Below are 21,280 nucleotides of genomic sequence, written 5' to 3'. Positions count from 1 at the left end.
GTTGTTATTGAGCCGCGCGCCCTGTCCGCGCGCGCGGAAGCAACAAACATAGAGGGTCGACGCGGTCACCGTGAGGACCGTCCCCGCGAAGGTGAGGAACACGAGCTCGGTCATGAGTGCTCCCCGCCTTGCGCCCCCAGCCTGGCGAGCACCTCATCCAGGACCTTCCGCGCCCGCTCCGGGTCCTTGGAGCGAAGCAGCATGTCTGCCCATGAGTAAGCGGGCTGGGTGTGGAAGTGTTCGCCGCAGCAGAGCACGGTGCAGACGTAGTCGGTGATTGCCCCCAACGTGCGCAGCCCGAAGCCCTCCGCCTGGGTGATGGCCTCCAGAACCACCTTGTCGAAGGCGGGCCGCCCCAGCGTCGTCACGTGCACGGTGAAGTCGCTGGCCATGATTTCGGTGAGCTGCTCGGTGAATCGCTGGCGGGCCTCGTCCCCGAAAGGGACGAGTTGAGCGTCGCGGATGAGCAACATGGGCCTGGCATTGCATAGACTCCCAGAATTGGAGTCAAGCGATGGGCAGGCAGGCGCATCCCGCTCAATCCAGCCGGGTCCGCCCGACAATGCGCCACGCGCGGCGCCTTTGTTTCGTGCCCGCCTGCGCGCACGGAGAGGCTCGTGCCGGGGGGCCAGCAGCGGGAACGAGCAGTCGGTGTCCATCAACACGGAGCGCGAATACCTCATCGAGCGGATGGAGGCTGAGCCCCGTGGGCGGACCGGAGAGGCAGGGACGGGCAGGTTGAAGGCGCCAAGGGCCGGAACTGCGATAGGATGCGGCCCTCCGCAGTCGAGCGTCAGGAGCAATACCGTGCCCAAGGGTCAAGAGAAGGCGAAGAAGGACAACAAGCCGAAGCTGTCGACGAAGGAGAAGCAGAAGAAGAAGAAGGAGAAGGCCGACAAGAAGAAGTAGTCCGGACGGCCTTCCAGAGCGCGCGAGCCTGGCCGCACCCGCTGCGAGCGGACGGGCCGCGCGACTCTGGAGCCCCGCTCCGACTCCGCCGGATGTTCTCGGTGACATGCCCCAGCGCGCCTGTGCGACAGTGGCTGGCATGTCTCGACTCGGAGGGCTGACCAGTCCGCGCACCAGCGCCGTGCTCATGGTGCTGCTCGGGATGAGCTCCATCCAGGTGGGCGCCTCGCTGGCCAAGCGGCTGTTTCCTGTCGTCGGTGCACAGGGGACGACGGCGCTCCGGCTCTTCTTCGCCAGCCTGATTCTGCTGGCCGTGTGGCGTCCCTGGCGCAAGCGCCTCACCCGCGCGGAGGTGCGCCCCATCCTCATCTATGGGGCAGCGCTCGGGGTGATGAACCTCTCCTTCTACCTGGCGCTGGAGCGAATCCCCCTGGGCATCGCCGTCGCCATCGAGTTCACCGGTCCGCTCGCCGTGGCGCTCCTGTCGACCCGGAAGGCCGTCGATTTCATCTGGGCGCTGTTGGCCGTGGCGGGCGTCGTGATGATCCTCCCACTCACGGGGACCGCGGCGGCGCTCGACTGGGTGGGGGTCGGCTGGGCGCTGGTGGCGGGCCTCTGCTGGGCGCTGTACATCCTGTTCGGCCAGAAGGCGGGCGCGGCCGTGCACGGAGGGACGGCGACGACGCTGGGGATGCTCACCGCGGCCCTGCTCGTCGTTCCCTTTGGCGTGGCGAAGGCGGGCACCGCGTTGCTGGACGTGTCGCTGCTGCCCTTCGTGCTGGGCATCGCCGTGCTGTCGAGCGCGCTGCCCTATTCCCTGGAGATGGTGGCGCTCAAGCAGATTCCCACGCGGACCTTCGGCATCCTGATGAGCTTGGAGCCCGCGCTCGGCGCGCTCGCGGGGCTGTTGTTCCTGGGCGAGCGCCTCTCGCTGGTGCAGGGCCTGGCCATTGGCTTCATCGTCCTGGCATCGGCGGGCAGTGCCCTCTCGTCGAAGCAGAGCCCGGTGACGTCGGAAGGGGTGGCCTGAAGGTCGCGACCCGGTCCTGCTAGCGTGACCTCTACGGGAGGGGCCCATGAGAAGGTCATCCGTGGTGGCAATCGCCTTCGGGGTGCTCGCGCTTGGCTTCGCCGGAGCGCTCCTGCTCTTCCGGACTCCTGTCGCCGAGCGGGCCGCGCCCGCGGTTCACGAGTCTCCGGCGCGGAAGTCGCTGGCGGTGCCGCTCGACGCGGAGCAGGCCCCGGCCACCCGGGTGACAGGCCGGGTGCGCGATTCGGCAGGCCAGCCCATCGCGAGCGCGGAGGTGCGGCTGGCGCCCCTGGAGGAAGACGGCACCTCCGAACACGCCGTCACCCAGGCGGATGGGAGCTTCGTGCTGGAGACGACGGCGCCGGGCGCTCGTGTCTTTTCGGTGTCCGCCGTCGGCTACCTGGACATCCTGTCCCAGGCCCACGAGGTGCCGCGTGAGGGCATGACCCTGGACTTCACGCTCGTGCCGGCCGTCCTCCTGGAGGGCATCGTCGTCGACGAGGCGGGCAAGCCGCTGGAGGCGGCAGCGGTGGCGGCGATGACTCCGCCCCGGCAGTTGGAAGACACGTCCCGACCTTCCGCCGAGTCGCTCGCCGTGGAGCAGGCTGGGGGGACCATCCACCGGCTGGGGACCTATGAGTCAGCCCGGTTCGAAACGGAGACGGACGGGTCAGGGCGCTTCGTGCTCGAGCTGCCCAAGGGAGGCCCCCATTTCCTGGTCGCCGTCGCGGAGGGCTTCGTCATCACGAGGGTGGACGTGGAGGCGCCGGCTCAAGGCCTTCGACTGGTGCTGCGCGCGGGTGGGAAGGTGGAGGGCACCGTGGTGGGCAACACCGGTGAGCCGCTCTGGGAAGTGGACCTCTCCCTGAAGGCGGACGGAACGCAGACCGGCGCCTTCAGCGATACGAGCAATGAGCAGGGCCGCTTCGACTTTCGCACCGTGGAGCCCGGTCGATACACCCTCACGGCGGCCTTCTCCATGGGGGGCCCTCATCGGGCCTCGCAGGTCGTCACGGTGCGGCCCGGGGAGTCCTCGATGGTGACCTTGCGGATGGACACCGGGCTGACGGTGTCCGGCATCGTCGTGGACGAGGCGGGACAGCCCGTGTCCGACGTCGAGGTGAGGGCCCACTCCCACCGGGACACCTATGCCGCGCTGGAGAAGCAGGAGCGCAGCATCCGGGTCAATGACTCATACGTGAGGACGGACGCCTCGGGCCGCTTCTCCGTCTCGCACCTGTTGCCCGGCAAGAGTGTCCTGAGCATCGACAAGCAGGGCTACGTCCTGCGCGGGGATGCCGCCGAGGGAGGCGCTTCATCCGAGACGTCCACCGAAGCGGTCGTCACCGCGGGCGCGAAGGACGTGCGGCTCGTGCTGCGCTATCAGGGCAGCCTTCGTGGAAGGCTCCGGCGTCCGGACGGCACGCCCATCACCCGCTTCATCGTCAATGACACGCCCTTTCAAGACGAGGCTGGCGCCTTCCGGCTTCTTGTCGAGGCGCCAGGCGTGATGTGGCTGACGCTCGATGTCCCCGGGCTCACGCGCACGGTCCGCGAGGTCCAGGTGGAGCCTGGCCAGGATGTGGACCTGGGCGACCTCGTCCTCGAGGCCGGGCGGCGAGTGCGCGGAAGGGTGGTGGACGCGACGACCTCCGCCCCCGTCGCGGGGGCCCGGGTGAGCGTTCGACTCACGCGGCCCGCACGAGTCGCCGGGTCGGAAGGGGGAGGGGTCCCCGAACTGGCGAGCATCCAGACGGACCCGTCGGGTACCTTTGAGTTCGAGTCGGTGGAGTCCGGCCCGCTGTCCCTGGACGTCGCCCATTCGGGCTACCTGCCGCTTCAACAACAGCTGGGTTCGGGTGACGCGCCGCTGGAGCTGCGACTCTCGTCGGGGGCTCGTTTGGAGGGCACCGTGAAGGACCGCGACGGGCGGCCCGCGAACGTGGTGCTGCGAGTCATTCCCATGGACGAGCAGAAGCGTCCCTCCGCGGGCCTCCGGCACGTCAAGGACGGGGCCTTCGAGGTGGGAGGGCTCGAGCCCGGGGAGTACGTCCTCAAGGTCGTCACCCAGTACGACTTCCTGGGGAACCCCTGGTCGGAGACCCGCTCCGGTCGGTACGTCCCGCGCAGGGTGACGCTCGCGCCCGACGAGCGGCGGGTGCTCCAGCTCCAGGAGCAGGAGGGGCGCGCCACGCTGCGACTGCGCAGGCCTCGCTTCACGGGCATTCCTCCGGAGAACATCGCCCTCGACCTGGCGGTGCTCATTCCAGGGGCGGTGCCACAGGTGCGCACCTACGGGAGGGTGGAGGGGCTCGGACGTGACCTGGGGGTTCCCAGCCCGACGCCCCTGACCTCTCCCGAGGTCGTGTACGACGCGCTCCCCGCGGGCCGCTACACGTACCTGCTCGTGGGCAGGAATCCCCAGGGCGGCCCCTACGTGGTGCATTCAGAAGCGCTGGTGGTTCCGGAGGAGGGGGTCCTGGTGCGCGACATCCAGCCTGTCTGGGTGCCCATCACGCGAATCATCCTCTGACGGCCGAGGTGCCCTGGGGGGCCCCTTGAGAAGCGATGCCTCGCACCCCACCTTCCGCCCCCGTGGGGTGGAGGTGCGGAACATGCGTGTCATGAATCGTGGTGCCCTGATGTTGCTGGGGCTGCTGGTAGCGGGATGCGGGGGCCTCCAGCAGGACCCCGGTGAGGAGGTGAAGGCCCAGGCCTGTCCCGCTGGGGTGGCGTCTCGGACCAAGGTCGTCAATGCCCCGGGCGCTTCTCCCTATACATGGCTGGAAGGCCTCACCGACGTCCAGGGGGCGCTCTACTTCACCGTCACCCCCGTGGAGACGGGGGGCACGGTGTTGTGGCGCAGCAATGGCACGGAGGGGGGCACCGTCCAGGTGAAGGTGTTTCCAGCGGGAGTCTTCGCGGAGGGAGACGCGGTGGCGGTGGGCAACAAGCTCTTCTTCCAACTCGTCGAGCAGGGCACGGGGATGGTTCAGCTCTGGGTCAGCGATGGGACGGCCAGCGGAACCCAGTTTGTCAGGGCCTTCACCCCGGACTTCAACGGGCCCTCGCTGCGCAGCGCCACCGCCATCAACGGTCGGCTGGTCTTCTTCCACCTGACCCAGTCGGCGACGACGGAGCTGTGGAGCTCGGACGGGACGAGCGCGGGCACGGTGCTGGTGGCGAACCTCACCGGTGTCCTCGCCCTCTACTTCAACCAGACATTGCAGGTGGGCAACGGCCTGCTCTTCTTCCGCACGCAAGGCGGGGGCACGGCGCTGTGGCGCACCGACGGCACGCCCGCGGGGACCACGTTCCTCAAGCAACTGGACGCGGGAGCGGTGAGCATCGCGCAGGTGGGCCAGGCAGGGGACCAGGGCTTGTTCGTCCTGCGGGATGGGACGAACCAGGAGGTGTGGAAGACGAATGGCACGGCCGCGGGCACCCTGCGGCTGGACACGTTCGGTCAGCCCGTCCGCCTCATCGGCGGACTGGGCTCGAAGGTCTACCTTGCCAGGGGTGCGCAGCTCTACAGCCTCTCGCTGAGTGGCGGGGACAAGACGTTCATCACCACGCTGTCGCGCGACACCGCGGACCAGACGCACTATGTCCAGCGGGCGGTGGCCTCCGGGGGCGCCCTCTACTTTTCGGTGGCTCTCCTGGGCCTGAGCCCCCAACCCGACGACGTGCGGCTGTGGGTGACGAATGGAACGGCCAGCGGGACTCGCGAGCTCTTCCGCTCGCTTGCTCGAAGTGACGACTCTTCCTCGCCCGTGTTCGCCACCGGGGCGGGTGCCGTCCTCTTCACCGGCTCACCCGACGGTACGCGCACCAGGCCCTGGTTCACACGCGGCACGGTGGCGACGACGGGACGGCTCGCGAACGTCAACGTCCCGGTGGTGATCAAGCTGGATCCACAGCCCTTCGTCCGCGCGGGCAGTCGCGTGTTCTTCCCCGCCACCGATGAGACCGGCCTGGAACAGCTCTGGTCCGTGCCGGCGTCGTTCTCCTGCCCGCCGGGAGTCGCCGCGCCGATGTAACCAATGCCCAGGTCTTCCGAATCACCGGCTCCCAGGGTCGGGGCGATGCACTCGGGCTGGAAGAGTGTGCGCGGTGTTCAACCCGCGTCCATTCTCGCGGCAGAATTGCGCGGGGCCGTGCACGGACAGCGCGTGGTGGATGTGTGGCTTGCGGTGATGCGGGAGAGGCATGTTAGCGGTGGGCCGTTCATGCGGCCCGCCGTCGCGCGGTGCCCACACCCCGAGGTCCACATCGTGAAGACACTGTTCTCGAAGACGTTGCGCCTGGCGGCCCTGGGCGGCCTGACGTGGGTCGGCGCGCCGGCCATGGCGCAGACCGTGCCCTTCTCTCCCTTCGTGCCCTTCGAGTTGAGGGTGAACTTCCAGCCCGCCAGCGTGGCGGTGCCAGCGGGCTTCGTCGCGGACTCGGGGCAGGTGTTCGGGAGCCGGGGCAATGGCTACACGTATGGATGGAGCGCTGACAACACGGCCAACGCGAGAGACCGCGATGACGCGAACACGCCCTCCCAGGCCTACGACACCGTCATCCGCACGCAGAACGGCGGCAACTTCACCTGGGAGCTGGCCGTCCCCAACGGCTACTACCAGGTGCGGCTGGTGGCGGGAGACCCGAGCTTCTTCGACAGCGACTACATCTTCAGCGTCGAGTACTACGGCCACGTGCTGAAGGGCACGCCCACCACCGACAAGCGCTTCGTCGAGGCGGTGAGGACGGTCGACGTGAATGACGGCCGGCTGACGATTCGCAATGACAGCGCAGCGGTGAACAACAAGCTGGCCTTCGTGGAGGTGAAGCGGAAGTTCGGGGTGGACATCAACTTCCAGCCGGCCTCGGCCTCGCCCGTGGAGATCTACGCGATGCTCACCGACTACGGGCAGGTATACGGGAGCCGGGCCTACGGCTTCAGCTATGGCTGGAACGTGGACAACACGGCCAACATGGTGGACGCGGGCCATGACATCGACATCCTCGCGCAGCGCCACGCGCGCATGCAGCAGGGCGGCGACCGCGTCTGGGAGATTGCGGTGCCCAACGGCGTCTACGAGGTGGACCTCATGGCGGGAGACCCGAGCACGAAGAACGGCTCATACCGCATCCAGGTGGAGGACTCGGTGCTGCTGAGCGGCATGCCGACGGGGTACGGCTTCACCAACGGCTCGGGTGTGGTGGCGGTGTCGGACGGACGGCTCACCGTGCGCAGCGCGCCGGGCGCCGCCAACAACAAGCTCAACTTCATCCGCATCCACCAGAAGTAGCCACGCAGGCCTCTGGATCCGGGTGACTTCCCGTCGTCGCCATGAAGTAGGGTGCGCGCCCCATGAGCAAATACTTCGCGAAGCTGAAGCCGCCCAAAGGTGTGACTGTTCCTCCGTTGCTCGTGCGTTTCGCCAAGTGGGTCGCGACGCAGAAATACGGAACCTTCGGAACGTTCGAGCTCATGACCTCGGAGGTTCCGGGTGACTTGAGCGGAGCGTGGTGCTTCCTCTCGCTGCCCGACGGCTCGCTGCTCGCGCTTGTGTCGACCGTGGAGCCGCGGCCGGTCGTGCTGTTCGATTCGGAATCGGACGTGCTGAAGGTCGTCGCTCCCAGCCTGGAGGCGTTCCTGCTCAAGCTCGGCGCGGGCAAGACGCGCTTGAATGACCTGGATGAGGGGGATGCGCGCGAGGCGCTGCAGGCGTGGCTCGCGAAGGAGAAGGTCAAGGCGCCGAAGCCCGCGAAGTTCAGCGTGAAGGCGTACCAGCGTGATGCCGCGCCCGCTCCCGTGGAGAGCGAGGGCGTGAAGAAGCTGGCGCCCCTTCCGCGAGGGCTGGTGTCACTGCTCGGCATGTCGGTGAAAGACGCCACGCTCCCCGCGGCGCTGAAGAAGCTGAAGCTGCCGACCAAACCACTGAAGGCCGGTGGCGCGCTCAAGGACAAGAAGCGCGGCATCACGGTCCGTATCGGCCGCAACGGGGTGATCTCCGAAGTGCACCTCGGCGAAAAGTATGACGGGCCGCTCGCGTTCAAGCTGCCTTCGGGCGTGAACGACTTCACCGCGAAGAAGTTCCTCGGCAAGCCGACAGGCGTGCTCAAGAAGAAGGACGGCGGCAGCGTCTGGGAGAAGGTGCTCGATGCCGGACGTGGCATCTACTTCGAGCGAAGCCGAGGCCACTTCGACTGGTGGTCCGAGCACCGCTTCTTCATCAAGAAGGTGAAGTAGGGCGACGAGGTGCTTCAACCGCGTCCCATGCCCCCGGCGCCTCCTGGGCTCCGGGGGGCATCGAACGCTCGCTACTGCCCGAGCACGACGCGGAAGATCCGCTCGTTGCTGTTGTCGGGGATGCTGTCCTTGTCGCCCTGGTTGGTGGTGGTCATCCAGAGGTTGCCATCGAGGGTCGGCTCGACGGTGCGCAGCCGGCCGTAGGTGCCGACGAAGAACTGCTGCACGTTGGTCAGCTCGGTGCCGCTGATGACCTCTCGGTAGAGCCGCGTCCCACGGGCGCAGGCCACGTAGAGGACATCGCGGACCACCGCGATGCCGGAGCAGGAGCCTTCCGCCGTGGAGTAGGTCCGCTTCGGAGCGATGTACCCGGCCGTCGCGCAGCCCGAGCCGCCCTGGGACACCGTTCCTTCGCAGTTCGGCCAGCCGTAGTTCCCACCCCGCTGGATGAGGTTCGTCTCATCCATCACCGAGTTGCCGAACTCCTGCTCCCACAGGCGGCCCTGGGAGTCGAACGCCAGGCCCTGCGGGTTGCGGTGGCCGTAGCTCCACACGTAGTTGCCGAACGGGTTGTCGGACGGGATGGTGCCGTCGGCATTGAGGCGCAGCACCTTGCCCGCCAGGTTGTTGAGGTCCTGCGCGTAGGCGGCGTTCTGGGCATCACCCGTCGACGCGTAGAGCTTCCCGTCCGGTCCGAAGCGCAGGCGCCCGCCGTTGTGGAACTTGTTGCGGCCAATGCCCGAGAGCAGCACCTGGAGCGAGGACGTGGTGAGGGCGCCATTCTCATACCTGATGCGCACGATGCGGTTGTCCGTCGGAGACGTGTGCATCACGTACAGCCAGCGGTCGGTGGAGAAGGTGGGGGAAAGGGCCAAGCCCATCAGCCCGCCCTCGCCGTCGGTGCTCTGCACGTTGGGAACGGTTCCCACCGACGTCTTCTGGCCCGTCGCCGGGTCCAGGCGAACGATGTTCTGCGCGTCCCGGCGGCCGTAGAGGACCGTCCCGTCCGGCAGGTTCACCAGCCCCCACGGGATGTCCGTGTCGGTGGCGACCTGGGAGACGGAGCAGACGGCGTTCGTGCAGGCCTGGCCGGTGGTGACCGTGGCGGACGTGCTCTGGGCCGAAGCATTCGCCTGGGCGTCACGCGCGAGCACGGTGTAGGCGTAGGTCGTGTTCGGGGAGAGGCCGCTGTCGACGAGGGTCGTCCCCGGCGGCGAGCCGGACACCGTTCCAATCTTCACGCCCCCTCGGAACACGTCGTAGGCGCTCACCCCCACGTTGTCGGTCGACGCCGTCCAGCTCACCGTCACGCTGGTGCCCAGCGCGGTGGCGGTGACGCCCGTCGGAATGCTGGGGGCCTGGGTATCCACCTGGCACTGCGGTGGGGTGATGGTGAGCGTGGCGCTGCCTTGCGAGACGTTGCCCGCGGCGTCCCGCGCATTGACATACAGGCCCCACGTCGCCCCGGGGACCACCGTCAGCCCGGTGGACACCACGGCGGCGGAGACGGACTTCATGAGCTGGCCGTCGTGGTAGACGTCATAGAAGGCGACGCCCTCGTTGTCCGTGGACGGCGACCACGTGAGCGTGGCCGAGTTGCACGTCACGTTGGACAGGGTGAGTCCCGTGGGCACGGTGGGAGGCTGCGTGTCGGCCGGCAGCGACCACTGCTGGTTCGTCTGGCCGTTGCAGTTCCAGACCACCACCGGAGAGCTGTTGGCCGTGGCCTGTCCGGACACATCGAGGCACAGCGAGGTCGCCGTGTGGACCACCGCGCCGTTGGAGTTGCGGACCCACCGCTGGTTCGCCGCGCCGGTGCAGGCGCTGATGACGGCTCGGGCTCCCGCGCTGGTGGTCGCGGGCTGGACGCACCAGGCGCCGTCGAACACGCGCAGCTCGCCCTCGGGCGTGAACAGGAACCGCTGGTTCGCCTGCGCGTGGCAGTCGTAGATGTTGAGCCCTTGCCCTGACGTCTGGCTGTTCTGGGACACGTCGAGGCAGCGGCCGGACTGCACACCGATGAGTCGGGTGCCCGAGGTGACCGCGGCGGTCTGCGTGGAGAGTTCGGAGTCGCCTTCCGTCTTCACGTCGCAGGCAGCGGCGGTGACGAAGAGCAGGGCGAGTGTGGAGAGGCGAGCTGCGAAAGGCAGGTGACGAAGGTGCATTGACACGCTCCTGGGTGTTCCGTCTCCTTCCAGGTATTCCGGATTTGGCTCAAGTGAACTTTCTGAGTCGGCACCCACGGATGTTGAAACTCAATCAGCAGGAGCCCGAGAGAACTCGGCACCCCGCAGCCAGTTCGCACCTTTTCGTCAGGAGCGGATCTGCTTCGGTGAGGAGTGGGTGTTTTCCCCATAAATATACGACGAGGACATACGGCAATATGGAGGCATTCGCCATGCCATGGCGAAACTGGGACATGGCGTGTTTCAATTCCTCTCCAGCGTTGCCTCCAATGGATGGGGGCGGATTCCAGAGGGTGGCCCGATGATTTCGTTGAAGCGTGCGGCGTATTTCGCGCTGGCGGCAGCAGGGCTCGTGGCGTGCGGACCGATGGAGCCTCAAGAGCAGGGGCTCGCCCAAGCGGAGAACGACCTGCAGACGTGTCAAGTCTTCGACGCGCTGTCCTACGTCTCTCAAGAAGATGCCTGCGCTCTGGCCCTGTCTCAAGGAACTCAGTTCTGCGCGAGCCTGGGCGGCGTCGAATACGTGGGGCCCTGCTTTCACTCCGCCTTCTCGAACCCCTGGCGCGGTGGCCACGGCATCTGCTGCAACCAGTAACCCCTGTCGAAGGAGAAGCGTGTCATGAAGCAATACCTTGGTGTTCTCGCTGCATTCGTCGTCTCGACCCTGACGGCCTGTGGCGGCACCGCGCCCGCCGAAGCGCCCGAGCCGCTCGGGCAGGAGTCGAGCGCCCTCGTCTCATGTTCCACGGCGTGCTCGACGGGCCCGTCGCTCTCCTGTTGGGGCAACTCGTGCTCGGCGTCCAACAACAACTACGTCCAGTGTGACGGCGTCTATCAATACTGCCCCACCACGCCCCCGCCTGCCATCGACTGCAGTTGGTCGAGCGAAGCTTGTGTGAACCTCTTGGACACCGGCTGCATGACGCCGGGCTCCCGACGCAAGTGCTGCATCGGGGACGAGCCTTTTGGCAACTGCCAGTGCACCACCAACCACGTCTGGACGTGCACCGTCCCCGACGAGGACCCGTAGCCATACGAGGGCTTGCGGGTGACGTCCCCGTGGGCCCCGGCCCCCTCCCGACGAGAGTCGCGGCCCATTACGTTCCTGGGGGGATGATTGCCATCAACGGGGGCAGCGCACCGAGATGACGAAGGCGGCGCGCTCGTTCATGGACGCGTTTCCCGACATCCAGGTGTTCATGGACGACGTCATCGTGAAGGCCGAGACCGTCGAGTTCCACTGGACCCTCACCGGTACGAACACCGGGCCTGGTGGCACCGGGAAGTTCGTCCGCATCTCTGGCTTCGAGGAGTGGACGCTCGCGGATGACGGGCGCGTCATCGAGGCGACGGGGAGCTACGACGCGAACGAATACGACCGCCAGCTCAAGCAGGGCGCGGCGGCGGCCTCGTAGCCCTGGCGCCGCGACAGTCCCCGCGCGAAGAGCGCCTCCGCGCGAGGACCACCCGGTGTTCTGCCGGGCTCAGAGGGTGGGGTAGTCGATGTAGCCCTTGGCGCCACCGCCGTAGAGCGTCGTCTTGTCGAGCCGGGCCAGGGGCGCGTTCTCTCGCAACCGGCGCACGAGGTCCGGGTTGGAGATGTACAGCTGGCCGAAGGAGACCAGGTCCGCTCCCGCCTCGACGGCCTTGCGCGCGAGCTCACCGTCGTAGCCGTTGTTGACCATCCACGCGCCCTTGCCGCCCGCGTCGCGGTACGCCTTGGTCAGCGCGACGTAGTCGAACGGGCGGTCCTCCAGCTCTCGCGGCCCTCCGGTGGCACCCTCGATGACATGGATGAAGGCGAGACCGAGCTTCGCCAGCTCCCGCACGACGTACTCGAAGAGCGGCTGCGGGTCGGCGTCGAACGCGTCATTGGCGTTGGTGACGGGGGACAGGCGGATGCCCGTGCGTCCGGCACCCACGGCGTCAATCACCGCGCGCGTGACTTCCAGCAGCAGGCGCGCCCGGTTCTCGATGCTTCCGCCGTAGTCGTCCGTGCGCTGGTTGGAGCCCGTCTTGAGGAACTGGTCGAGCAGGTAGCCGTTGGCGCCATGAAGCTCGACCCCATCGAAGCCCGCGACCTCCACGGCGTCGCGCGCGGCCCGGGCGTAGTCACGAATGATGCCGGGGAGTTCCGCTGCCTCCAGCGCACGAGGAACGGAGGTGGGCTCGAACGTGGGGACTCCGTCCCGGAACAGCACGGTCCGCGTCTTGGCGACGATGGCCGAGGGCGCGACGGGCGCCCCATTGCCCGGCTGCAGCTCCGTGTGGGACACGCGTCCGACATGCCAGAGCTGGGTGACGATGCGGCCACCGGCCTCGTGCACGGCGCTGGTGACGTTCTTCCACGCGGAGAGCTGCTCGGGGGCATACAGGCCCGGCACGTCGGCGTAGCCCTGCGCCTGATGACTGATGGCGGTGGCCTCGCTGATGAGCAGCCCGGCGGAGGCGCGCTGGGCGTAGTAGGTGGCGGCGATGTCCGGAGGGATGGCGTTGGGTGAGCGGTTGCGCGTCAGCGGCGCCATCACGATGCGATTGGCGAGGCGCAGGTCACCCGCGGTGGTCGGGTCGAAGAGGGTAGGCATGGGCGTGTCGTGACTCGAGGGGGAGAGGCTGCCCACCGTAACGAGCCGCCCTCCGCGCTACCAGACAAGTGCGCCGGGATTCGTCACGACCCGGCCCCGCAAGGGCGAGTCGGAGGGGCGCGGGGCTCCGTGCCCGCCGGTTCTCGACAGCACTCCGCTCCGGGTCCTGTTCATCGCGGGCCCGTCGTACGAGAAGGGAAGCTTCATCAGGGCTTCCACTCGCGCTGACATGCAAGGGAGGAGGTCCGCCGACTCCTGGAGATTCCTTGCATCCGCTCGACTTCAAGTCCCTCACCCTCGCGCTGTCCCTGATGGCCGCACCCGGGCTCGCGCAGGACCTCCCGCCGACTTCCGCCGGGCCAGAAGGCGTCGTCTTCGTGACGGATGACCTGCTGGTGCCCATCGATGCCCACGGGGTGCCCCAGGTCGCCGAGCGCGACACGCGGATTCGCGACGAGGCAGGGGACGTGCACTACCTCATCGACCTGCGCGCGGGCTCGGAGGCCGCCTTCGCGAAGCTCGCGCCGCCGATGGATGGCTTTGCGTCATGGCAGAAGACCCCCGTCCGCCACCTCGTCCGGGAGCTGGAGCGCACGCATGGCCTCCGCGCGACGTCGATGACGAGCTGGGCGGGGCTGGGCTTCTCGGCCTACCTCACCCCTGACCAGGTGAAGGCCCTGAGCGAGGACCCACGCGTCGAACGCCTCACGCCCGACACCGAGCTGGCCCTCAGTGGGCCGCTGTGGACCGACAGCACCTCGGGAGGGGAGACCAAGAGCTGGGGCAAGCGCGCCGTGGCCGTCAGCACGCCCGTGAGCGGCGGCGCCGTCAGGGTCTACGTGCTCGACACCGGTATCGGCTACCACGAGGACCTCAATGTCGTGCAGCGCGTGTGGCCCCTGGGCAACAACGCTCCGGAGGGAATCGTGGGCTGCTACCCGCACTCCAACCACGTCGCGGGCATCATCGGGGCTCGTCAGAACGCCAAGGGCACCGTCGGTATCTCCCCGGGGGCCGCGCTGGTGTCCGTCTCCGTCCTGGGGACCGGCAACCTGGATGCGGTGAACGGCTGCAACAAGGGAGGCGTGACTGGCGGCTCGACCGCCGCGGGCTTCATCGCCGCGCTCGACTGGGTGATGATGGATATCACCCAGCGGGGACGGGTGGGCATCGTCAACCTCTCCTTCAATGCGGGCTCATCGGCGGACAACATCTTCGCGGCGACGGGCACCGCCGGCTCGCGCATGAAGGTCGTCGCCAAGAGCGTCGGCACGTACAAGGGCGCATTCATCTCTCAGTCCGCGGGCAACAATTTCCAGAATGCCTGTGGGTATGCCTATGGCCCGGCGGCCATCACGGACGGCATCATGGTGACGGGCGCCCTCGATGACCGGGGCCAACCCCTGACGCCCATGCACTGCGACACCTGGCCGACCGTCGCCTGCATCGCGGGCATCCGCAACCTCAGCACCGTGGCCCAGTCCCAGCCGGGCTCCAACTACGGCGCCTGCGTGGAGGCCTGGGCACCTGGGTACAAGATTGCGTCGACCTTCGGCGCCTATCCCCAGTCTGGAACGACGGTGTCCACCCTCTACGCCCCCATGTCTGGGACTTCCATGGCCGCGCCGTTCGTGGCGGGGCTGGCGGCCCATCTCGCGGAGTCGCTGGGGCTGACGACGTCCTTGGACATCGAACTCGCCGTCCGGAACAAGCTGTACCCGCTCCAGTCCAAGGACCGTGTCAACCAGGACATCTTCCTGCCGACCCTCAATCCACCCGGCAATGGCCAGGGATACGCCTTCGCGCGGGCGGAGTTCGCCATCCGCCAGCGCATCACGCCCCGGGTGTTCTTCCTGGAGCACGTCGGGGCGACGCTGCAGCTCCCGACGAACGGGCGGTTCAACTTGAGCTTCGACTCGGTGGGGGCGCCCGCGAGCGGTTGTGTGATTACCCGGTACAATTACGCCACGCCGGCGTACCCCATGCCGACGCACTTCGCGACGACGGTCCGCGACATCTGGATGGACCTCTATCTCCCGCCAGTGGGAGGGCCGCCGATGACGTCAATCTCCTACAAGTTCTTCGCGAGCTGCGATTCGGATGCCAGCGCTGGACTCTTCGTCGCGCCCTGATGTGTAACACCCGTGAACCTCCCACTGGAGCAACGCCATGACCTGGAAACCTTCCACTGTGATTCGGTCCCTTGTCGTCTCCCTGTTGGCATGGGGGACGTCCGCGTCCGCTCAAGACTTCTCCCTGACGCCTCCCTGCGCGCCGGGCCTGTGTGGTGCGTCGCAGCTCGGCATCAGGGCCACGAAGCCGGCGGACGCCGTCCGGGAGTCGCAGTACATCGAAGTCGACATCTCGGCGACGACGCTGCTGCAGAACAGCAATGAGCACATCGCCATCAGCGCCTTCGCGAACGGGGCACCGTTTGGCACGAGCGGGGCCTTCAGCACCACGGCGCCGAATGGCGGTATCGGCATCGCGCTGGGGAGAATCGACACCGCCTCGCATCCGAGCTGTCCCCTGGACTCCTCCAACACGAACGTCGAGTTCGCCATCGAGCAGTTCGCGTGGAGCGACATCTACGGCTCCCAGATTCTCCACTGCGTGTCGTTCAACAAGTCCGCGCTGACGGGCGTGTGGAAGATCCGGGTCTCTGTCTTCGTCGAGTGCACGGGGGCGACGTGCAGGGCGTCCGCGACGGTGGAGAATCCCGTCACCTTCGCGCTGCTCGGCTCGGTTACCAGTACGGGCATTCCGCTCGCGAACCCCACCACGGTGCGACGGCCCTGGTACGCGGTGACCAACTTCTCGGACGAGCCGTACAACTACAGCGCCAGCTTCTGGAAGCGCACCGAGATGTACACCCCGTACTTCTGAGCAGGGTCTCTTCCGAAGAGGTTTGAACCCTGACGGAGAGTATGTCGCTTCATGTGGGAATGCGGTGGTTTGTGGCTCGGGGCTGTACTCGACGGCCCCCGGCTACGCCGACACCGTCGTGCGCTGGCTGGACGCGTCATCACGGCGCATCGGCTGGGCCTTCCCATACGTCAGTGACCGCCACACCCACTCCACGGGGCCGAAGCGGAACCGCGACAGCCACAGGTGGCTCCACACCACCTGCACGGAGAAGATGGCCAGGCAGTACGCCACGCACGCCGCGGGGCCCAGCTTCGTGATGAAGCCCAGGCCGTACCCGTAGAAGAACAGCGCGCTGATGACCGACTGGGACAGGTAGTTCGTCAGCGCCATGCGCCCCACCGGCGCGAGCAGGCCGAGGAAGCGCTGCCAGGTGGCGCGCTGGAAGAGGAGGGTGATGGCGCAGATGTAGACGGCCGCGAAGCCCAGCTCTCCGAGGTTCCGGAGCGGCGCGGTGACGAAGGGCACCCACGTCGGCAGTGTCTCCGGGGTGAAGACCTTCTTCACCAGGAGCTGCTGCAGCACCAGGCCGCTGCCGCTGCCAATCACCCCGGCCACGAACCCCCACCTGAGGAGCCGGCGGAACAGCCGCAGGTGTTGGGGCACGTCGTGGAAGATGCGGCGGCGCCCCGCCAGCAGGCCCAGCAGGAACCGGCCAAACGTCGAGAGGGTGATGGCGAGAAGCAGCGGCAGGTAGTCGCGGAAGAAGAAGTGGCTGGTCGCCTTCGTCACGTCCAGCCAGCTCCCGCTCATGAAGGCCGCAAGCGTCTGTGCCTTGATGGCCGCGGATTTCTCGGTGGCCGCCTTGGCGATGGCCGCGCCGGCCTCCGGCGTGTCCGCCATCAACTGCGGAAACCTGAGGATGACCACTCCGACGATGGACCACCCCAGGGCGAGCACCAGGGCGCTGATGAGCAGCGTCCGGTCCGAGCGTCCCCGGAACAGGAACAGGCCGAAGCCCAGCACCGCGTACGTGCTGAGGATGTCGCCGTACCAGATGAGGAACAGGTGGGCGAGCCCCATCACCAGCATCACCCCCAGGCGCCTGACATAGAGAGGGGTGATGGAAGTCCCTCGGGCCTCGGCGCGGCCCATCTGCACCGCGAAGCCGAGGCCGAACAGGAACGAGAAGAGGGTGATGAACTTCCCGGCCACCAAGAGCGAGAACGCCTGCCAGGTGACGCGGTCGACGAGGGGCGCGTTGTTCAGCGTCGCGAGGACCTGCTCTCGCGGCAGGAACGCCCAGCCGCTGAACCACACCACCACATTGGAGATGAACACACCGCACAGGGCGAAGCCGCGCAGCGTGTCGAGGAGCGCCAGTCGCTCGCTGGAGTCCACGGGACGGGCCTCGGCGCTGGGGGCGGAGGGCTCGGAAGGGGAGGGCGTCATGTCTGGAGAAACCGTGGGCAACCTGAGCCCGCCTGCCCGTATTCCTCAGCCGAGCAACTTGCGACGGCTCGTGTCGAGGATCTCCTTGGAGAGACGGGGGTTCGACTCGGCGACCGCGCGCGCGAGCACCACCGCGCCCACCACCTCGCTCCAGAGCCTGACGGCCTGCTCGCGTCGCGCGGCGGGGGTCGCGTCGGGCGTCGTCTGGGCCAGGTGGTCCGTGATGATGCCGAGCACCTCCTCGAGCCCGCACGTGAAGCTCGCCTTCACCTCCGGGCCCTGTCGGGACGCATCCGCCGCCAGCGCCGCGACGGTGCACCCGCTCGCCGGGTCATCCCGGTGCTCAAGAGACAGGTAGTGCTCGATGAAGCGCTTCCAGGCCCGGGCCCGGGACTGCCGCAGCTCCTCGGCGAGCGCGGCGTTGGCGCTCCCGAGCGCACCCGAGATGACCTCCGCCGCCAGGGCCTCCTTGGAGTCGAAGTGGTTGTAGAAGCCGCCGTGGGTGAACCCCGCCTCCTTCATCAAGTCCGCGACGCCCACCCCGTCGAAGCCTCGCTCACGGAAGAGCCTCCCAGCGGTCTCCAGGATGTGCCGCCGGTTCTCGGCCGCCTGTTCCTTCGTGAGTCGCATCTTCCACTCCTTCCAGCCCCACGGGTCCGTGGCAGGTCCACTTGACGCGTTGGATGCCGCTCATTACTCATCGTCTCGAATCAATGATGGTCGTCATTATTGTGGCCGACGGGCAAGGGTCTCCGCAAGCAGCGGGCGGCCCGTCGGGCCCGTGGAAGACGGCTTTCCTTCCCAGCAACTCTCTTGGAAGAAGTGGAGACGGGGCATGAGCAAGCACTCTGGAAAAGTCGCGGTCGTCACGGGCGGTACCTCGGGCATTGGGCTCGCCGCGGCGCAGCGGCTGGCCAACGAGGGGGCGCACGTGTTCATCACGGGGCGTCGGCAGGGAGAGCTCGACGCGGCGGTGAAGCAGATTGGGAAGAACGTGACGGGCGTGCGGGGCGATGTCGCGAAGCTCGACGACCTGGACCGGCTCTACGACACGGTGAAGCGCGAGAAGGGCCACCTGGACATCGTCTTCGCCAACGCGGGTGGAGGGGAGTTCGCGCCCCTGGGCTCCATCACAGAGGAGCACTTCGACAAGACCTTCAACTCCAACGTGAAGGGGCTCTTGTTCACCGTGCAGAAGGCGCTGCCGCTCATGCGCGAAGGCGGCTCCATCATCCTCAACGCGTCCACCACGTCGACGATGGGGACCCCCGCCTTCAGCGTGTACAGCGCGACGAAGGCGGCGGTGCGCTCGTTCGCACGCAACTGGGTGCTCGATTTGAAGGGCCGCAAGCTGCGCGTCAACGCCATCAGCCCCGGGCCCATCGACACGCCGGGGCTCAGCGGACTGGCGCCAGGGCCGGAGCAGGGCGCGAAAATGCTGGAGGAGATGGCCAGCGGAATCCCGCTGGGCCGGCTGGGGCGCCCGGATGAGGTCGCCCAGGTCGTGTCCTTCCTCGCCTCGGATGAGAGCAGCTTCGTCAACGGCGTCGAGCTGTTCGTCGACGGAGGCATCGCGCAGATCTGACCTGGATGGGGATGCGCACCGTCCAGGGACTCGCCGCACGGGGTTGAATCCCAGCCCGCCTCGCGGCCGGGACATGCCCGGAGCCGCGAGGCCAGGAGGAACAGACCTCAGTAGTTGAGGTTGACGGCGAAGTGGAACGTGTCACCGGACGCGTCGTCCACGTCCGCGCGGTAGTCGAAGTTGGTGCCGCTGCGGTAGTACCAGAGGTAGCCGCCCGCGCCGACGTTGCGGATGACCTGGTTCTTGATGTTGAGCGTCACGTTGCCGGAGGTCGGGCACACGGCGGTCTTGTGGTAGTCCACGTCGCCGCGCTGGGCGTAGGCGCCACCACCCCAGTTGGTCAGGCACATCTTCCAGTCGTAGGCCGCGTTGCAGAAGTTGTCCTGGAACCAGGTGATGTCGCACGGGCCGTAGGCCGCGGCGCTCGTGTTGCCGGAGGCCACGCCGTCCTTCACGATGGACTCACCGCGCTCGGACGCACCCTCGGCGTCGCGGGGGGCGGGGGTCGTGTGCATCAGCTCGTAGCGCTGCTGGGCGATGCCGAGCGCCTGGGGCACGTCGCTGCGGCCGGTCAGCTTGCTCCACGCCGCCGCGGGGCCAACGCCGTCGATGGCCGCCGGAGGGTTCGGGTAGATGCCGGCCTCCATGACCATGACTTCACCGTCCGCCAGCTCCAGGAACTCGACCACGTTGCCGTTGTCGCGCTCCACGCGCGCCAGCACCGACGCGGGCGTCTGGGCCTTCTCCGCGGTGGTGGTGTCGGCGTCCTCGGTGCCGCAGCCGGCGGCGAGGACCATCATCATGACTCCAGGGACGAAACGCTTCATGGGACTTCTCCCGAGCAACGCTCCTGGCGCTGCTCCAGTGATTGGGGTGGATGCATTCGCGCGCCGCGAGACCCGCTTCAGACCGCGTCGGCGTGCTCCCAGGCCATGAGCAACGGCCGTGCCGCGCGAGCTCCAGAGGGAGTGCGAGGAATCAGGGGCACTCAAGGACAAAGACGGCCGGCAAGTCCTGCCGTGTCACAGGCCGCTCTTGCCGTCGCCTCGCGCTCCACCAGGAATGCAATGGCGGACATGTGCTGGCCCCCAGGCGGTCACACGTCGGGCGGCCGGGAGGGAAGTAGGGCAGACTCGGTGGATGAGGGCCTCGGCGCCACGGATGGCGCGGTGGGTGGACGGGCAGTGCCCGTACCAGGGGCCAGGAGCCAAGCCTATGAAGCACAAGGAAGCCAGGATGGTGTCTGTCGATGGGCCGGCGGGTCGGCTGATGGCGACAGTCGAAGGCGACGGTGGCATCCCCACCCTCCTGCTGCACGATGTCGCGGGGGACCGGACGCACTGGGCCGAGACGCAAGCGGGCCTCGCGACGCGCACCGTGGCCTTCGACCTTCGCGGGCTGGGGGAGAGCAGCGGCTCTCATGGCCCCTTCGGCGTGGAGGCGGCGGTGGAGGACATCGTCGCGGTCGCCGATGCGCTGGCTCCCGAGAAGTTCGTCCTGGCGGGGCATGGCTTCGGCGCCGCGGTGGCCGGCGCCTTCGCCGCGTACTACCCCGAGCGGCTGGCCGGCCTCCTGTATGTCGAAGCGCCGGGAGACCTGCGCCGCCTGCCGAAGGCCGAGGCGGAGGCCTGGCTCGACAACTTCAGCGCCGCGAAGTACGGCGCCTTCCACGAGCACTGGCTCACGCCCCAGCTCCTCGCCGCGAAGGACTCCACGCGCGTGCTGGTGATGAAGACGATGCGCACCTCGCGTCGCGAGGCCATCGCGGGGAACCTGGAGTCCCTGCTCGTCCATGACCCGGACGCGGCCTTCGAGCAGTTCAAGGGCCCCACGCACGCGCTGGTGGCGGCCACCGGCCCGGAGACGCTGGTGGGCCAGCGTCCCGACCTGTCCCGCTCCGTGGCACCGCACGCGAGTCACTGGCTGATGCTCGACTCGGCGAAGTGGTTCCACGCCGAAATCGTCCGCTTCCTCGGCCAGTGCCGGCACCACCCCTGAGCGGCGCCGACACCTCGCTTCACGCGTCAGGGCAGCGGCGCCAGCTCCGGCACCATGGGCACGCGGCGCGCGCCGGGCCCGTTGGGCGTGGCCGCGCTGTTGTTCGTCACCCGCCGCATCACCGCGCGCAGCTTCGGCGCATCCCTGCGGAGGTTGGACGCGAAGGATGAGGGCGCGGTGGGCTCCACGTAGAAGGCCACGGTGCCGCCCGTCGCGTCCGTCACGTAGGCGCCGAAGTCCTGGAGCGCCTGCGCCACCATCTTCCCCTCCGCCGTCAGCCCCAGCGTGTTGATGTCCACGGACTGCGTGTACCGGGGCAAGGTGAGCACCGATTCCAGGCCAAGCCGAGCAGCGATTCCGGAGCAAGGTGAGCAGCAGTTCCGGGGATGCCGAGCAGGCATTCCGGGCATGTCGAGCACCGATTCCGGG

The 21,280-nt window shown here is 67.8% G+C and carries 18 protein-coding genes and 1 pseudogene; 12 read left to right on the top strand and 7 right to left on the bottom strand.

Annotation, left to right across the window (positions count from 1 at the left end):
- Positions 1-110: 110 nt before the first annotated feature.
- Positions 111-473: a hypothetical protein gene (locus LZ199_RS36930; RefSeq protein ID WP_253998491.1), complete on the bottom strand. Its 363-nt coding sequence runs from the start codon at positions 471-473 to the stop codon at positions 111-113.
- 575 nt (positions 474-1,048) lie between these two features.
- Here LZ199_RS36930 and LZ199_RS36925 point away from each other — a divergent pair.
- The 5 genes from LZ199_RS36925 (at position 1,049) to LZ199_RS36905 (ending at position 8,180) form a co-directional block, all read left to right on the top strand.
- Positions 1,049-1,939, top strand: a complete 891-nt coding sequence (locus LZ199_RS36925; protein ID WP_253998490.1) for an EamA family transporter — start codon at positions 1,049-1,051, stop codon at positions 1,937-1,939.
- 46 nt (positions 1,940-1,985) lie between these two features.
- On the top strand, positions 1,986-4,472 hold the full coding sequence (locus LZ199_RS36920) for a carboxypeptidase-like regulatory domain-containing protein (protein WP_253998489.1): 2,487 nt from the start codon (positions 1,986-1,988) through the stop codon (positions 4,470-4,472).
- A gap of 82 nt (positions 4,473-4,554) precedes the next feature.
- The gene (locus LZ199_RS36915; protein ID WP_253998488.1) at positions 4,555-5,979 is read left to right on the top strand and encodes a hypothetical protein; all 1,425 of its coding nucleotides are present in this window, start codon (positions 4,555-4,557) and stop codon (positions 5,977-5,979) included.
- A gap of 234 nt (positions 5,980-6,213) precedes the next feature.
- Positions 6,214-7,236, top strand: coding sequence for a hypothetical protein (locus LZ199_RS36910; protein WP_253998487.1), 1,023 nt, complete (start codon positions 6,214-6,216; stop codon positions 7,234-7,236).
- 62 nt (positions 7,237-7,298) lie between these two features.
- Positions 7,299-8,180, top strand: coding sequence for an SMI1/KNR4 family protein (locus tag LZ199_RS36905; RefSeq protein ID WP_253998486.1), 882 nt, complete (start codon positions 7,299-7,301; stop codon positions 8,178-8,180).
- 71 nt (positions 8,181-8,251) lie between these two features.
- Here the strand turns inward: LZ199_RS36905 and LZ199_RS36900 are convergent, their stop codons facing one another.
- On the bottom strand, positions 8,252-10,345 hold the full coding sequence (locus LZ199_RS36900) for a PQQ-dependent sugar dehydrogenase (protein ID WP_253998485.1): 2,094 nt from the start codon (positions 10,343-10,345) through the stop codon (positions 8,252-8,254).
- Between the two features lie 238 nt (positions 10,346-10,583).
- Between LZ199_RS36900 and LZ199_RS36895 the strand changes: the two genes are divergently transcribed.
- From LZ199_RS36895 to LZ199_RS36885, 3 genes and pseudogenes are all read left to right on the top strand, one after another.
- Positions 10,584-10,961, top strand: a complete 378-nt coding sequence (locus LZ199_RS36895) for a hypothetical protein (protein WP_253998484.1) — start codon at positions 10,584-10,586, stop codon at positions 10,959-10,961.
- Positions 10,962-10,985: 24 nt separating this feature from the next.
- Positions 10,986-11,396 (top strand): hypothetical protein, encoded by a 411-nt coding sequence (locus LZ199_RS36890; RefSeq protein WP_253998483.1) that lies wholly within the window; start codon positions 10,986-10,988, stop codon positions 11,394-11,396.
- Between the two features lie 112 nt (positions 11,397-11,508).
- Positions 11,509-11,781, top strand: a pseudogene (locus tag LZ199_RS36885) (ester cyclase); the annotation flags it as partial.
- A 69-nt stretch (positions 11,782-11,850) separates the two neighbouring features.
- Here LZ199_RS36885 and LZ199_RS36880 read toward each other — a convergent pair.
- Entirely contained in the window at positions 11,851-12,951 is a 1,101-nt protein-coding gene (locus LZ199_RS36880; protein WP_253998481.1) for an alkene reductase, read from the bottom strand.
- Positions 12,952-13,217: 266 nt separating this feature from the next.
- On the opposite strand from LZ199_RS36880, the gene LZ199_RS36875 reads away from it, so the two are divergent.
- On the top strand, positions 13,218-15,083 hold the full coding sequence (locus LZ199_RS36875; RefSeq protein WP_253998480.1) for a S8 family serine peptidase: 1,866 nt from the start codon (positions 13,218-13,220) through the stop codon (positions 15,081-15,083).
- A gap of 58 nt (positions 15,084-15,141) precedes the next feature.
- On the top strand, positions 15,142-15,837 hold the full coding sequence (locus LZ199_RS36870; RefSeq protein ID WP_253998479.1) for a hypothetical protein: 696 nt from the start codon (positions 15,142-15,144) through the stop codon (positions 15,835-15,837).
- Positions 15,838-15,939: 102 nt separating this feature from the next.
- Here LZ199_RS36870 and LZ199_RS36865 read toward each other — a convergent pair whose 3' ends face one another.
- Both LZ199_RS36865 and LZ199_RS36860 read right to left on the bottom strand, forming a co-directional pair.
- The gene (locus LZ199_RS36865) at positions 15,940-17,268 is read right to left on the bottom strand and encodes a DUF418 domain-containing protein (RefSeq protein WP_253998478.1); all 1,329 of its coding nucleotides are present in this window, start codon (positions 17,266-17,268) and stop codon (positions 15,940-15,942) included.
- A 45-nt stretch (positions 17,269-17,313) separates the two neighbouring features.
- Positions 17,314-17,898: a TetR/AcrR family transcriptional regulator gene (locus LZ199_RS36860; protein WP_253998477.1), complete on the bottom strand. Its 585-nt coding sequence runs from the start codon at positions 17,896-17,898 to the stop codon at positions 17,314-17,316.
- A gap of 205 nt (positions 17,899-18,103) precedes the next feature.
- Between LZ199_RS36860 and LZ199_RS36855 the strand changes: the two genes are divergently transcribed.
- Complete coding sequence (locus LZ199_RS36855; RefSeq protein WP_253998476.1) at positions 18,104-18,853, top strand: SDR family NAD(P)-dependent oxidoreductase; 750 nt, start codon at positions 18,104-18,106, stop codon at positions 18,851-18,853.
- A 107-nt stretch (positions 18,854-18,960) separates the two neighbouring features.
- On the opposite strand, the gene LZ199_RS36850 is transcribed toward LZ199_RS36855, so the two are convergent.
- Entirely contained in the window at positions 18,961-19,680 is a 720-nt protein-coding gene (locus LZ199_RS36850) for a hypothetical protein (protein WP_253998475.1), read from the bottom strand.
- A 388-nt stretch (positions 19,681-20,068) separates the two neighbouring features.
- Between LZ199_RS36850 and LZ199_RS36845 the strand changes: the two genes are divergently transcribed.
- Positions 20,069-20,851: an alpha/beta fold hydrolase gene (locus LZ199_RS36845; protein ID WP_253998474.1), complete on the top strand. Its 783-nt coding sequence runs from the start codon at positions 20,069-20,071 to the stop codon at positions 20,849-20,851.
- Positions 20,852-20,877: 26 nt separating this feature from the next.
- Here the strand turns inward: LZ199_RS36845 and LZ199_RS36840 are convergent.
- The coding region (locus LZ199_RS36840; protein WP_253998473.1) for a hypothetical protein at positions 20,878-21,280 on the bottom strand (403 nt) is incomplete at its 5' end.

It is taken from the genome of Myxococcus qinghaiensis (assembly GCF_024198215.1).
Classification (GTDB): Bacteria; Myxococcota; Myxococcia; order Myxococcales; family Myxococcaceae; genus Myxococcus; species Myxococcus qinghaiensis.
Note: the sequence above shows the minus strand (reverse complement) of the source record. Positions and strands in the feature narration are given on the sequence as shown.